Genomic DNA, 14,881 nt, shown 5'->3' on the forward strand with positions numbered 1-14,881 from the left:
AAGGGGCTTTCCAAACATTGCTCCTCAAATTCTTGGAAAGGGGCTTTCCAAACATTGCTCCTCAAATTCTTGGAAAGGGGCTTTCCAAACATTGCTCCTCAAATTCTTGGAAAGGGGCTTTCCAAACATTGCCCTCAAATTCTTGGAAAGGGGCTTTCCAAACATTGCCCTCAAATTCTTGGAAAGGGGCTTTCCAAACATTGCTCCTCAAATTCATGGAAAGGGGCTTTCCAAACATTGCCCTCAAATTCTTGGAAAGGGGCTTTCCAAACATTGCCCTCAAATTCTTGGAAAGGGGCTTTCCAAACATCCCCCTCTATTTCTTGGTAAGGGGCTTACCAAACTTCGGCGCTTAAATTCTTGGAAACACTGTTTCCAACGTTGACCATCCAAAATCCTGTAAACGGGGTTTACAAGAATCAGCCCTAAAATCCTGTTAAGAGTCTTAACAATAATTAAATTTCAAATCTTGGAAAGGGGCTTTCCAAACATTCCCCCACTATTTCTTGGTAAGACTCTTACCAAACCTCGCTAAAAATAACAAATTATTTTGTATTGTACAATACAAAAGCATTAATACAGTCGAACCCCAAAGGCCTACCCCCACAACCCTCAAAGGGACTTATCCAAAAGCCACGGTCGTTTCGCTCTATTGCGCGAAACGACCGTAGTTAAAGGCCTTAAGGCGTAATGGCAACACCTTTTAAGGGTCAATGCTACCCCGTTTTTTTTAAGGGTAAAGGCTTTAAACCCACTAAGGGTAAGGCAAAACCTGATTTAAGGGTAATGCCAAATCGAACCCCGTACCCCCACACCCTCCTATTGCCGACATATCACAATAATTGCAATCCGTCAATAGATTCCTAGTAAAAACATTTTACTAGGAACGAATTGAATAATTTTTAATATTCATTACAGTTAGGGATTAACTCAACACAACCGCCCTTTGGTGCAATATGACTACCTATATCAACGTCCCGCGAACATGCCTACAACGTCGTTTAAAGCATTATTTGACCTTTTTACGACATTCATTGTCGCAACGACCGCATTTGCATTCGTCTTGGTATCGTGTATTGGTGCAATGGTGCAGTCGATTAGAAGGCTTTGCCAAGGACTGTGCGGGTTCACATGCTTATGAACTAAGGTCATTGCAGGTATTAATTGATTTGGTTCGAACAACATCCATCAATATTTCAGATGACAACTTGACCACCATCATTGCTTCGCACTATGAAGGTTTTTATTGGCGTGCTGACGGCTTGTATTCGTGGAACTCACTCGAAGAACCGTATTTGCACTTCAAATTGAAACAAACACACCACGTCTACGACATATTTGTATCAGCCGATACACCACATGCCAAACTCGACCAGCTTAAGACTTGGCTCAATGAGGCACTCAAATGAAAACAGTATTAATACATTGGCTGCAAACCATCACAAATTGGGCGCAAACCGTACCCCAATATTACTTTCTGTTTGCTTTAGGCTGTTCTAGCCTTGCTTTGATTTACATCATCATCACACTTGTGCGCTCATCTTCGCATACGGAGCCGTCCGATGAGGCTATTGAAGTCAAACCCTTGGTCACGGTTGCGGGCAACAAAATGCTGATTCAATCAGGGAGGCATTTGTTAGAAGACGAACGTCGTGACGTATTGGTGCAAGACATTAAAGATAAGTTAGGGCTTTCAGTTTCGTCTTTCAATAACGATGTCATGCCATTATTGGTGCAATTTGCTGAATTTGTGCAAGGTGTACCTGCTTCAGAAAGTCACCACCATGCCCACCCTTTCGGGCTTTTAGACCACAGTCTTGAAACAGCGAATATCGCATTGCGCCTCATGGGCGGTAAGGAACTGCCGCTCAACACACCCACTGAAGACCGCAAATACTTAGGGCCTTCTTGGAAGTATGGCATTTTATGCGCGGCCCTACTGCATGACGTGGCCAAACCACTGACGAGCGTGATTGTAGACTTATATGAAGACCCGCAAGACAAGGATGGCAGAGTATGGCGAGCTGACTTAAGTGACATGCGCATGGGTAAACGCTTTAAATGGTATACGGTACGATTTCCTGAAGTGCACAGCAATTACAAATTGCACACGCAATTGGCGTGGTCATTATTTAATCGCATTGTGCCCATGCACGCCATCATGTGGATGAGTGAAACCGACCCTAAACTGATGGCGCAACTAGAACAGTTCTTGACTGGCGACACCAGCATTGAGCCATTCAAGAACTTGGTGATAGCAGCCGACCGAGAATCCACTCAACTGAACTTGGCATCCGACCAGCGTGTGCGGTTCGCCAGCGCGAAGCGCACACCGCTGGTTGAAAAGCTCATGACGGGATTACGCGAGATGTGCGAAGAGCGCGGGGCTTACTTCTCCATCGGCAAAGACGCAGGCGGTAACTTGTTTATTCAGGACGACAAAGTCTTCATTGTCAGTAAAGTCTGTGGTGACAACTTGCGACGCTATTTACAAGACCGTGGTCATCGAGACATACCGCACGATAATGAGCGGATATTCGATACATTGGCGGAATACAACGCTGTTCTACGCAATCCTTTTGATGCAACTAAAGCGATTTGGAATCTCGAAATTGCCATGAAATCAGGGAATGAATCAAAGACACAGGTATTGACGTGTTTATGCTTCAACATTAAAAAACTATACGGAACTGAGAAATTTCCAGCCCCCTATTTGGGGACAATTACCCCTATTGACCAGGCACAGGCAACCATAGCCAAAGCCGCCGAGAATCACGAAAAGCAACAGCAGAAAGCTCAAAAAGGCGAGCTGGGCAAAAGTGAACTGAGCGACCCTGATGAACCCATGCACTCACCCGAGGAGATTGAAACATCCAATTTAGCGTTGGGCATTTTGAAAACCGCGATCAACGATTCGGCCGCTGCGCTCGGCGGCTATGAACATTCAAGTGTGCCACAAGCTGACGAGGTGCCCGACGAAGCGCAGACATCATCGGCATCCGCAACGACCAACGAAGTGGTCGAAACGCCTGAAGCGGATGAGCCTGCACAGAAATCAAAGACCGCAGAACCGCCCGCACCACCTGTTGAACTCAAAACACAGGGAAATGTGGCAAATCTAACTCAATCTAAGAATGCGCTTAAGCGTCTTAAAGCGATAGGACAACCACCGAAAGACTTAAATTTAGCGACGGCCGAAGAAATCGATGAGGGTGCAGTCGTGGCCGCCAAGACTAAACCTCAAAACAACCCACCCAGTAAACCCGTCGCACAACCTGTATCCGAGACCGTACCCAACACCAAACAAAAGGAGGAGAAAACTGAATATTTATCGAAAGAACACAGTGTCACACCTGACGACAATATCGTTAATGAACCTCGAATCATTAATCCTGTTCACTTGACTCAACCATCGCTTAAAGCGATACAAATTAAGTCCCACATTACGGAGAAACACCTCATGAATAATCCATCCAGCTTAGACCCGACCCCAACTGAACACATTTCAGATCAAGAACTCGGACTTCGTTTTATCAATTGGCTGCAAACAGGACTTGCGTCCAAGGAAATTGAAATCAACAACAGCAATGCTTTCGTGCATGTCGTGCCTCAAGGATTGCTGTTGGTAACGCCTCGAGTATTCCAAGAGTTCACCAATAACGCCCATCACGCCATCACTGACCGCAATTCACCCTCTGCTAAGGTTCAAGCGGCATTTGAGCGCCTCAAACTTCACAAGCGCAACAAATCAGGGGTATCAGGCCATCATCGGGTCAAAGTATTGGCCGTGAATGGTCGACCAACGACTGTATTTACAGCTTACTGGATTACGACTGAAGATTCGAAGCATTTGATTGCTGAATTACCCTCGGTCAATCCACACATCGAATTGCTGGAGAACGGTCCGAGGTTCGAAAAATGAATTTGAGTGCGCGTGAAAAATACGTCTTGCAGAACTATTACCACAAGCCGAATGAGTTCTATGCGGTTGCTGCATACATTGTCATGTTCATTTATTTTGGGTTTGTGCTGCAACTCAATCCGTTGGCAAAGTATGGCCTGATGGCCGTGACGGGCTTGATGTGCGCCTTGAGGTGCCGCGAGGCATTTAAGGTATTGCATTATCGTCGTAACCTAAGACAATTGGCACACTATGAGCTGACATCCGCAGAAATCCCGCAATCGAACAAGGCATTGTTTTTAGGTTTGGGGTTTCGCTGGACGCAGGTGCACACGCAACGGTTGACCTTGGCTCGTACACCTGAGTATTTGCCATTGTCGCGACCATCAAAGGGCTATATGAACGCTCGACGGCGCGAAATCAACGAACCACATGCCTGGTTGAGTCAATTGACACGCTCATCGTCGATATTCAATCCGTACCGACCGCTGCCGCCAGTGGGCGGCGATACGGCTTTGCATGGCGTTGAACCGCACGAGGATGAGATTTGGTTGGACATTGGTGAGCGTGTCGGGCACACCTTGGTGTTGGGCACAACGCGTGTCGGTAAAACCCGCATGGCCGAAGTCATGATTACGCAGGACATTAAACGCGGTGACGTAACGATTGTATTTGATCCTAAAGGTGATGGTGACTTGCTCAAGCGCATGTGGATTGAAGCCCATCGAGCTGGACGACCTTTTTACATGTTTCACTTGGGGCATCCACAAGTGTCTGCGCGTTATAACCCCATCGGTAGTTATTCAAAAATCACTGAGATTGCGACGCGCATTGCGAATCAATTGCCTGGCGACGGTCAGTCGGCCGCGTTTAGAGACTTCGTGTGGGGTTATTTGAACGTCTTGGCCAAGTGTATGGAGGCGTTGGGCTACAAAGCCACCTACACTGAAATCTACGCGCACGCGACCAACATCGACAAACTGGCTCTGAATTACATGGAGCACTGGATGAACACGCATCAGCACATTCATAAACTGTCGAATTGGGAGGAGGACTTCGGCGGTAAAACACAGGATGAAGCTGAGGCGAAACTGGCGAAGAAGCAAGGCCGCGACCCTAAAGCGATGCACATCGCTTCATATATGACGGAGAACGGCTACCGTGACCAAATTGTTGATTCTTTGATTGCGATTTTGTCGAAAGACAAATCGTACTTTGAGAAATTGGTGTCATCGCTCTACCCTCTGCTTGAGAAGCTGACCTCAGGGCAGATTGCAGGTTTAATCAGCCCTGACCCCACGGCCGTGGACAACCGCCCTATTTTTGATTGGATGAGCGTGATTCAAACGGGTGCGGTGGTTTACATTGGTTTGGATTCGCTGTCCGATGCGGAGGTTGCGGGTGCAGTCGGTAATGCAATGTTTGCTGATTTAACCAGCATCGCGGGGCAATTGTACAAATACGGTACAGGCTATGGTGAATCCAGTAGTCAGGGAGAGAAGCGTAAAATCGCCATCCATGCCGATGAGTTCAATGAGTTGATTGGTGATGAGTTCATTCCCCTGCTCAATAAAGCGGGCGGCGCGGGTTATCAAGTGACGGTGTACACGCAAACGTGGTCGGACGTTGAGGCTAAAATCGGTTCGGCCGCAAAAGCAGGTCAAATTGGCGGTAACTTGAACAACATGATTATGTTGCGAGTTAAAACCCTTGAAACCGCTGAAATGCTGACCAGCCAGTTACCTGAAGTGAATGTGGTCACAAAGACCCAATTATCAGGGGCTTCTGACGCATCTGACCCTGAAGTGTTTGAGGATTTCACGACTCAAAATGAAGACCGTGTGGCCTTGTCTGCTGTGCCAATGATAACTCCTGCGGATTTAGTATCACTACCGAAAGGACAAGCATTCGCACTCATCGAGGGCGGCCAGTTGTTCAAAATACGTTTGCCGTTGATGCCATCGCTCGCGGATGACCCCGATATTCCATCGGATATTGTCGACATCGCGAGCGAGATGAACAATAAGCTCAGTCGAGCAATTGATGAAGTTGAATTGTCATTGACAGTTGAGGGGCAATACTATGGCGAGTAACCAACGTGCGACCCTGTATGAGCATCGTAATTTACATTATCTGTTGTCGCCATTCAAACTGGTGTACGTCTATGTCTTGGCGCTGCTTTTAGTTGTGGTGATTGCTTTTACCAGCCTGTATGCTTTTACTGAAATAAAGAATTTGGGTGAGATTTTAAAAGCAACAATGGCCAACACTTTGGAGCAACAAGGCAATGTTTTTAAATATGCCGATTGGATTTACAAGCATTTGAACGCGTTATTGTTTGACGCAACAAACATTCGTGAGGCTTTAAATGTTCGTGATAAAGGTTCATCGTATCAACGTTTTTGGGTTGAGCACATCAATGTGCTACAAAAGCTTGATTGGTCGGCTAAAGTCATCAGTATGCGCATGGCCACCGTTGCCGACGGTATGATTGTCTTTTACATTCCTCTGTTGATTCTCGCAGCGTTTGACGGATTTACCATGCGTTCGATTCGACGTGCGTGCATCGGCCGTGAAAGTTCCAGCTTGTACCATCGATTTAAATACTGGGCACGCGCGGTGTTGATTATGGGCATTGGCTTGTATATTTGTTCCCCCTACTACATGCCCGCTTGGTTTTTTATCGTCGTGTGTATTGGTTCAGCCGTTTTATCAGCTTTGGTGTTTAGGTTCTATAAAAAGTATTGGTAATCAATTTTGATTTTAATAAATGAGTTGTCAAACCAATTTGGTTTGACAACTCATTGAAAGCGAGTATTATTTGCGCATTGACTCTGCCTATCTAGGCAAGACAATATCCAAAAGCATAATATCAATTCCCCTATGACTATAGATAACACTTTATCCAAACGCGGACCATTAATGCTTACTTATGATACGGCACACGTTGACAAAGTAAGGCAGGCCATCTCATTCATTCCCAATATGGAACGCGCACTTTTTATGGCCGAGAAAATGCGGGTTGATTTTGTGTATAACACCGCTGCTCTTGAGGGCAATCCCTATACCTACCCTGAGATTAAAACCCTCATTGAAGGGATCACTGTTGGCGGCCATAGAATATCAGACACCGAACAAGTGCTTAACTTAAACCGCGCTCTGTCTCATGTTATTGATTTGGTCAAATCAGGTAAATTCGAGTTAAATAAAGAAACCGCTTGTACCATACAAGGAATTGTTGCCAATAGAGAATCCTTAACTTGGGGAGAGTTTCGTGACGGACAGGTTTTCATAGGCGGTACGAATTATTTACCGCCACGCGCCTCTGACTTAGACATAATTTTTGAACAAGGTGCAAAACTACTCAACACCATTGACGACCCAACATTTAAAGCATGGCTTATCTTTTTGTGGGGCAGTCTTAACCAGTTTTTTTATGACGGGAATAAACGAACATCTCGATTTTTGGCTAACGCAACCCTTATGTCAGCAGGATTGCCGCCACTGATGATTTTGGCAAAAGACCAACTCAAATACAATGAAGTTATGACACGGTTTTATGACAATCAGGACGCAACTGAAGCCCTCGAATGGCTTTATTCTTATTATGTCGAGCGCATAGCAGGGTTTGGTTTCAAAGCTTAAACACCTTCAATGCACACGCTTGTTTTTTTATCGTCGTGTGTATTGGTTCGGCCGTTTTATCAGCTTTGGTGTTTAGGTTCTATATAAAGTATTGGTGATGCAATATTTATGTACAACCAATATCACTATCCCGAATAAGCAAAAAAAATCATTTTTGGTTTGACAAAAGAAAGAAAACGTGTATTATGGCTAAAGATAGTTACAAAAATTTTAATTAAAATCTATCTCACAATTAGGAAATACAAGGCCCCACTGCCCTACAGTAGGTGTGTCAAAAAAACAGGTAATTATAAATTATATTATGTTAAATTTTAAGAGAATATTTAATAAATTCAAAATTAAATCCAAAGGCTTTGTGCCTATAGAGCACATTTGATAAAGATGCTCTACCATTTCTTGCCTCCATCAGACTTATAAATAGCATCCCGTCCCAACTGACCAACACTGGCAATGAGACGCCATTTACTGGCTAGCCAGTCAGCTAACTTTGTACTCGCTCTTGCATCACTTGAGCATAGGTGTTTTGCGCATTAATCATATCAATCACATCCGCATAGCCGTGTGCATAGCTTCTCTCTGTACTTTTAAGCAACTCTGAAGCGGACACCAACATAGATTCTGAAGCTTGCAAGCTTTTCCACGATGACATTGCATTTGCATAAGCAACACTCACTTGAGCGGTGATTTGTTGTTCTGTGTCCTGCACAGCGATTTCATTTTTTTCCACTTGCTCTTGAGCTGCTTTGACTTTGTAATATTCTGCAAAGCCGTCAAACAAAGGCACATTGAGTGCTAAACCATAGGTGGCTACATTGGTTCGGGTTGAGGCTAAGCCTTGTCCAGGATAACCGTTTTGGTAGTAACTAGCATTAAAATCAACCGTTGGCAGTAAGGTACTTTGAGCACTCCGTACATCAGCCTTAGCAGAAGCCAATTTAGCTTTAGCCGCGGCAATTGCTGGGTGTTGTTTGACTTGCCCTAACCATGTGTTAAGTTCTTCCAAACCTTCAGTTTTGACACTTGACGGAGCTGCTATATCGGGTAAGTTAATCACAATATCAGTGGATTGCCCCATCTGATAAGCCAAATTCATCAGGCTCGTTTTATATTTGGCTTGGGCGTGTTGCTTATTTTCGCCTTTTCTAAACAAATAAATCCCAGTATAATCATCAAGGTTTACCACTTCATATTTTTCACTCACTTAACAGAAGGCCCATCATGTTTGAACACGTTGACGTATATCCTGGCGACCCAATTTTGGGTTTGGTTGATACTTTCAAAAAAGACCCTCGCGCAGAGAAGGTCAACCTAGGTATTGGCTTGTATTACGATGAAAACGGTAACATTCCCCTGCTCCCTTCTGTCGTTAAAGCAGAGAGTGACTTGGCCGCTCATCTAGAAGCACGCCCCTACTTGCCTATGGAAGGTTTAGCAGGTTTCCGTACGGCCATTCAAAATTTATTGTTCGGTGAAAAAAACGAGGCAGTTGTCAATAAACGTGTAGCGACCATTCAGACCATTGGTGCCTCAGGCGCCTTGCGCATTGGTGCGGACTTTTTAAAAAAATACTTCCCAAATAGTGACATGTATGTGTCAGATCCAACTTGGGATAACCATAAGGCGATTTTTGAGGCGGGCGGCTTCATCGCCAAAACTTACCCTTACTATGATGCCAACACAGGCGGTGTGAATTTTGAAGGCATGATGGCAACTTTAAAAGCAGCCTCAGCAAAAAGCATTTTTTTGCTTCACCCTTGCTGCCACAACCCAACAGGTGTTGATTTAAGCGTTGAGCAATGGAAAGAAGTCATTGCGGTCGTTAAAGAGCGCGACTTAATTGCTTTTATGGATATCGCTTATCAAGGCTTCGGTGATGGCATTGAAGAAGACGCGGTGGCCATTCGCATGATGGCAGAAGCGGGTGTGAGCTTTTTTGTTTCCAACTCATATTCAAAGAACTTGTCATACTATGGCGAGCGCGCTGGTGGCTTATCTGTTATTTGCAAAGATGCGGCTCAAGCTGACGTTGTTTTAGGGCAATTGAAATTGACGGTTCGCAAAAACTATTCTTCACCTGCTTATCATGTGTCTACGGTGACAGCGGCGGTAATGAACACCCCCGAGTTGCGCGCAATGTGGGAAAACGAAGTAACTGAAATGCGCGAGCGCATCAAGGCCATGCGTCAAAAACTGTATGATGTTTTGACCGCAAAAGTACCTAATAAAGACTTCTCTTATTTGCTCAAGCAACGCGGCATGTTCAGCTACACAGGTTTAACAGCCTCTCAAGTTGACCGTTTAAGAGAAGAATTCGCGGTGTATATGGTTAAATCAGGTCGCATGTGCGTGGCGGGTCTCAACACGAAAAATGTTGAGCGTGTGGCCGAAGGGATGGCGGCTGTAATGGCTTAAACATGATTATGTTTTAAACCAGTTATCGCAATATATTTTTGTTCAAGTAAAAAGCCGATTCATTATGAATCGGCTTTTTATGTTTTATCAACTTTATATAAGTCTAAACTTGTTGTTTAACCACCGCGTTTTAAGCGTGCATTCTCTGCAATACGCATGCGCAAAGCATTGAGCTTAATAAAGCCGCCCGCATCGGCCTGATTATACGCGCCACCATCATCATCAAATGTGGCAATGGTTTGATCAAACAAAGTGAACTTAGAGTCGCGAGCCACCACCGCTACGCTGCCTTTATATAGTTTAACGCGCACAAAGCCTGAAACATTGGCTTGCGTGTAATCAATTAATACCTGTAAGGCTTTACGCTCAGGGCTCCACCAGTAACCGTTATAAATCAAGCTGGCATAACGCGGCATCAAATCGTCTTTTAAATGAGCCGTTTCACGGTCAAGTGTGATTGATTCGATGGCACGGTGTGCTTTGAGTAAAATCGTACCGCCAGGGGTTTCGTAGCAGCCTCGAGATTTCATGCCCACATAACGATTTTCTACCAAGTCCAAACGGCCAACACCATGCTTGCCACCCAACTCATTTAACTTAGCCAATAATTCATGTGGTTTCATTTTAGTGCCGTTAATCGCCACTAAATCGCCTGCTTCAAACTCTAAATCCAAGTATTCTGGCGCGTCTGGCGCGGCCTCTGGTGACACACTCCAACGCCACATCTCTTCTTCGGCCTCATTTTTTGGATCCTCAAGGTGACGACCTTCAAATGAGATGTGCAATAAATTAGCATCCATCGAGTAAGGCGCACCGCCGTTGCGATGTTTCATGTCAATTGGAATGCCCGCATCCTCAGCGTATTTGAGTAGCTTTTCGCGTGAAAGCAAATCCCATTCGCGCCATGGGGCGATGACTTTAATGTCTGGACGCAGGGCATAATAACCCAACTCAAAGCGCACTTGGTCATTACCCTTGCCTGTCGCACCATGTGAAACCGCATTTGCACCTGTTAAATTGGCAATTTCGATTTGACGTTTGGCAATTAAAGGACGTGCAATTGATGTACCGAGTAAATATTCGCCTTCATAAATTGTATTGGCACGGAACATAGGAAAAACGAAGTCACGTACAAACTCTTCACGTAAGTCATCGATAAAAATATTTTCTGGTTTAATGCCAAATTGCAAGGCCTTGGCTCGTGCTGGTTCAAGCTCTTCTCCCTGCCCTAAGTCGGCAGTGAATGTGACGATTTCACAGTCATAATTGTCTTGTAACCACTTTAAAATTACGGATGTATCCAAACCACCCGAGTATGCCAATACCACTTTCATTTTATCGCTCATCGTGACCTCTTTTGTTTTAATGTAAAACGGCTAAAACGCCATTTTACTGCAACAGTCCCGCTCACACCACTGGTAAATAAATAAAAACCCGTTAAAAAAACGGGTTGGTTAAAATTGTTCAGGCAGTTTAATGGCCCAAAGTCATCAAACTTTCTTTATTGCTTTAGAAAGCCTTTGGATTTTAAATAATCAGCCGCGACCAGCTTGGCATCTTTACCCTCAAATGCAACCAGCCCATTTAAATGTTGTAATGTTTTTAAATCCAATGAAGAAAAAACAGGATTTAATATATCGGCAATTTGAGGATATTTCTTAAGTACGCTCTCTCGAATCATGGGCACGGGTTCAAAAATAGGTTGCGCCATTTTGGAATCTTCTAAAACAACCAAACCCAGTTGAGCGACGGCTCCTGACGTTCCGTAAACTAAGGCGGCATTCACGCCTGATTTTTGTTCTGCGGCCGCTTTAGCGAAAACACCAACGTCACCGCCTGGTAAGGGTAAAACTTGGTTTGGCTTGAGTTTAAAAGCATACGTTTTTTCAAACAAGGGCAAAGCATCGCCACGCTCCATGAACTCAGATGATGCCACCATTTTAAAAAAATGACCGTCATTAATGTATTTCGATAAGTCTTCTAAGGTTTTTAAATTATTTGATGCTGCCAAATCCGAGCGAACGGCTATCGCCCATGTGTTATTTGCGGGGGCAGATTTTAGCCAAACAATTTTGTTTTGCTCGTAATCCAAATTTTTACCTAAATTATAGGTTGCCTCGGCATTTTTCCATGCTGGATTGTTTGCATTATTAAAATTGAAAGCGGCGCTTCCAGTGTATTCTGGATAAATGTCAATTTCATTATTTAATAACGCATAACGAACAATTTTTGTCGTACCCAATTGTATTTTGTTGATCGTTGGTATGCCATTTTCTTCAAGCAATAAAAGTATCATATTGCCGAGTAAATCCCCTTCTGTATCAACTTTAGAAGACACTCTCACGGCATCAACAGTCTGTATAGTATTGGATTTATTGGCTTGAGTTTTGTCCGTACATGCAAGTACGGTCATGACGAATACGCCACCAAAAAACGCCCCCACTATCCGTTTTAAAAAGAAACCACTTATTGTTTTCATACTGATTCCTGTAAATGGTGTTTACCATGAACAAACAAATACTTACTCAATGCTGAAGCATTGTACTCCTACCAAACAGAAACAGTTAAAAAATAACGCAAAACAACACTTTATTGATAAATAGTTGTTGTTTTGGATGCTTATATTTAATTTTTAATGCATAGTGGGTGTCACAAATCTCTGTGAAACTTTACTTAACAGCCTTCGCAAAAACAGGATGAGCAATGTTCATCCTGTTCTAAAAAACTAAGAAGTCTGATTTATTCTATTCAAATCGCCCACGCAACAGGTACTCCATCACTGCTTTTTGTACGTGCAAGCGGTTTTCTGCTTCTTGCCAAACCACGCTTTGCTCACCATCAATGACTTCCGTGTCCACTTCCTCGCCACGATGGGCTGGTAAACAGTGCATAAATACTGCACTCGAATCTGCAACTGCCATCATGTTTGCGGTGACTTTAAAATCCTTAAATGCAGCCATTCGCACTTCATTTTCCGCCTCATAACCCATACTGGTCCAAACATCGGTCGTGACGATGTGCGCACCTTTACAGGCATCCATTGGATGTTTAAAAACGGTATAAAAAGGTTGGTCTTTTGGGTCAATTAATTGCTCATCCAACGCATACCCCTCAGGCGTTGAAATATTTAAATGAAAGCCCAAAACGCGAGCGGCCTGAATCCAAGTGTAACTCATGTTATTGGCATCGCCCACCCAAGCCACTGTTTTACCCGAAATGGCATCAAGACTTTTGCCGTCGCCACGCTCTTCGATATACGTGTAGATGTCCGCCAGTACTTGGCAAGGGTGGTATTCATTGGTCAAGCCATTAATCACAGGTACACGCGAATTGGCGGCAAAACGTTCAATGATGTCTTGTCCAAAAGTACGAATCATAATCATATCCGTCATGCGCGAAATGACCTTAGCCGCGTCTTCCACTGGCTCGCCACGCCCAAGCTGCGTATCACGCGTGTTCAGGTATACCGCATGGCCACCCAATTGATGTATCCCCGCTTCAAAAGACAATCGCGTGCGAGTTGAACTTTTTTCAAAAATCATCGCCAATGTGCGGTCATGCAAAGGGTGCCAAGTTTCATAAGCTTTAAAGCGACGCTTCAATTCGGTCGTTCTCGCCATGATATAGGCGTATTCATCTTGAGTGAAATCTGAAAATTGTAAATAGTGCTTAACTGTCATCTCGTTATCCCATTGGCTAAAATTAAATTGACTCATTTTGTAGGTACGTTTTAATCAATCGGCTCAAGCGCTCGACCAACTCGTTGCTTTGCTCGTCACTAATAATCAATGGCGGCAATAAGCGTATCACGCTGTCATGGGTCACATTGATAAGTAAACCCGCAGCCAAAGCCAACGCCACAAGCTCACCGCAAGCGCGATGCAATTCAATACCAATCATCAAGCCTCTGCCACGAATATCAAGGACTGAACCTGAAAGCATCTCGTCTTTCAATGCGACTTTTAATCCATTTTTAATCCGTTCGCCTTGACGTTCAGCATTGGCAAGCAACCCATCGGCTTCGATGGTGGACAAAGTCGCCAAACCTGCCGCCATAGCCAAAGGATTGCCACCAAAAGTTGAGCCGTGCGCGCCTTTATGAAAAACACCCGTTGCCCGACCGCTGGTTAAAATAGCCCCAACGGGTACGCCAGAACCTAAACCTTTTGCTAAGGTCATCACGTCAGGGGTGACACCTTCGTGTTGATGCGCAAACCATTGCCCCGTTCGCCCCACCCCCGTTTGAACTTCATCAATCATGAGCAGCCAGCCTTTGGTATCGCATAGGTGTCGAAGCGCTTTGAGCACCCCCTCCTTCAATACACGAATACCGCCTTCGCCTTGAATCACTTCCAACATCACTGCCACGACGCTTTCGTCATCCGCATGTGCTTGAATGGCTTCAAAATCATTAAACGGCACACGCACAAAACCATCCACCAGCGGCTCAAACCCTTTTTGCACTTTGACATTACCTGTCGCAGTCAACGTCGCCATGGTTCGCCCATGAAACGCATCCGTCATCACCAAAATTTTTGCCGCTGTTTTGCCCTGCTGATTCGCATACAAACGCGCCAATTTGATTGCGCCCTCATTGGATTCTGCACCGCTGTTACTAAAGAACACCTCATCCATGCCTGAAACCCGCGCCAATTCATTCGCCAAGGCATGTTGCTCTGGCACATCGTATAGGTTTGACACGTGAATCAACTGGGTCACCTGCTGTGTCAAAGCTTCAACCAAGCGAGGATGATTGTGCCCCAACCCATTCACCGCAATGCCCGACAACGCGTCAAAATAGACTTTCCCATCAACATCGGTCAACCAAATACCCTCACCTTTGACAAACGAGACGGGTAAACGGCTAAAAATGGGCATCAAATGTGAAGAGTTGCTCATCAGTTATCCTTCAAAAAAATAAAA

General features: G+C 44.6%; 12 protein-coding genes. 7 read left to right on the forward strand and 5 right to left on the reverse strand.

Annotated elements, in window-relative coordinates; translation table 11 throughout:
• The 6 genes from DFR44_RS11675 to DFR44_RS08610 all read left to right on the forward strand — a co-directional run.
• The coding region (locus tag DFR44_RS11675) for a hypothetical protein (protein ID WP_246012093.1) at positions 1 to 356 on the forward strand (356 nt) is incomplete at its 5' end.
• 600 nt (positions 357 to 956) lie between these two features.
• Positions 957 to 1,409 (forward strand): hypothetical protein, encoded by a 453-nt coding sequence (locus DFR44_RS08590; protein WP_133621078.1) that lies wholly within the window; start codon positions 957 to 959, stop codon positions 1,407 to 1,409.
• Entirely contained in the window at positions 1,406 to 3,922 is a 2,517-nt protein-coding gene (mobH, locus tag DFR44_RS08595) for a MobH family relaxase (RefSeq protein ID WP_133621080.1), read from the forward strand. Before DFR44_RS08590 ends, mobH begins: the two co-directional genes overlap by 4 nt.
• Positions 3,919 to 5,994, forward strand: a complete 2,076-nt coding sequence (gene traD / locus DFR44_RS08600; protein WP_133621082.1) for a type IV conjugative transfer system coupling protein TraD — start codon at positions 3,919 to 3,921, stop codon at positions 5,992 to 5,994. Before mobH ends, traD begins: the two co-directional genes overlap by 4 nt.
• On the forward strand, positions 5,984 to 6,652 hold the full coding sequence (locus DFR44_RS08605) for an IncC plasmid conjugative DNA transfer DtrJ family protein (RefSeq protein ID WP_133621084.1): 669 nt from the start codon (positions 5,984 to 5,986) through the stop codon (positions 6,650 to 6,652). The genes traD and DFR44_RS08605 overlap by 11 nt, the downstream gene beginning before the upstream one ends.
• A gap of 132 nt (positions 6,653 to 6,784) precedes the next feature.
• Positions 6,785 to 7,546 (forward strand): Fic family protein, encoded by a 762-nt coding sequence (locus DFR44_RS08610; RefSeq protein ID WP_133621086.1) that lies wholly within the window; start codon positions 6,785 to 6,787, stop codon positions 7,544 to 7,546.
• 481 nt (positions 7,547 to 8,027) lie between these two features.
• Here DFR44_RS08610 and DFR44_RS08615 read toward each other — a convergent pair whose 3' ends face one another.
• On the reverse strand, positions 8,028 to 8,639 hold the full coding sequence (locus DFR44_RS08615) for a TolC family protein (RefSeq protein ID WP_133621088.1): 612 nt from the start codon (positions 8,637 to 8,639) through the stop codon (positions 8,028 to 8,030).
• A 125-nt stretch (positions 8,640 to 8,764) separates the two neighbouring features.
• Between DFR44_RS08615 and DFR44_RS08620 the strand changes: the two genes are divergently transcribed.
• Positions 8,765 to 9,958 carry an amino acid aminotransferase gene (locus DFR44_RS08620; RefSeq protein ID WP_133621090.1) on the forward strand — a complete coding sequence of 398 codons (1,194 nt, stop codon included), beginning with the start codon at positions 8,765 to 8,767 and terminating at the stop codon, positions 9,956 to 9,958.
• Positions 9,959 to 10,074: 116 nt separating this feature from the next.
• On the opposite strand, the gene DFR44_RS08625 is transcribed toward DFR44_RS08620, so the two are convergent.
• From DFR44_RS08625 to DFR44_RS08640, 4 genes are all read right to left on the reverse strand, one after another.
• The gene (locus tag DFR44_RS08625; RefSeq protein WP_133621092.1) at positions 10,075 to 11,304 is read right to left on the reverse strand and encodes an argininosuccinate synthase; all 1,230 of its coding nucleotides are present in this window, start codon (positions 11,302 to 11,304) and stop codon (positions 10,075 to 10,077) included.
• Positions 11,305 to 11,459: 155 nt separating this feature from the next.
• Positions 11,460 to 12,437: a glycine betaine ABC transporter substrate-binding protein OsmF gene (osmF, locus tag DFR44_RS08630; protein WP_281275632.1), complete on the reverse strand. Its 978-nt coding sequence runs from the start codon at positions 12,435 to 12,437 to the stop codon at positions 11,460 to 11,462.
• A 265-nt stretch (positions 12,438 to 12,702) separates the two neighbouring features.
• Positions 12,703 to 13,638, reverse strand: coding sequence for an ornithine carbamoyltransferase (argF, locus tag DFR44_RS08635; RefSeq protein WP_133621093.1), 936 nt, complete (start codon positions 13,636 to 13,638; stop codon positions 12,703 to 12,705).
• Between the two features lie 22 nt (positions 13,639 to 13,660).
• Positions 13,661 to 14,857, reverse strand: a complete 1,197-nt coding sequence (locus tag DFR44_RS08640) for an aspartate aminotransferase family protein (protein WP_246012094.1) — start codon at positions 14,855 to 14,857, stop codon at positions 13,661 to 13,663.
• Positions 14,858 to 14,881: the final 24 nt, after the last annotated feature.

Source organism: Hydromonas duriensis, from assembly GCF_004363775.1.
GTDB classification, from domain to species: domain Bacteria; phylum Pseudomonadota; class Gammaproteobacteria; order Burkholderiales; family Burkholderiaceae; genus Hydromonas; species Hydromonas duriensis.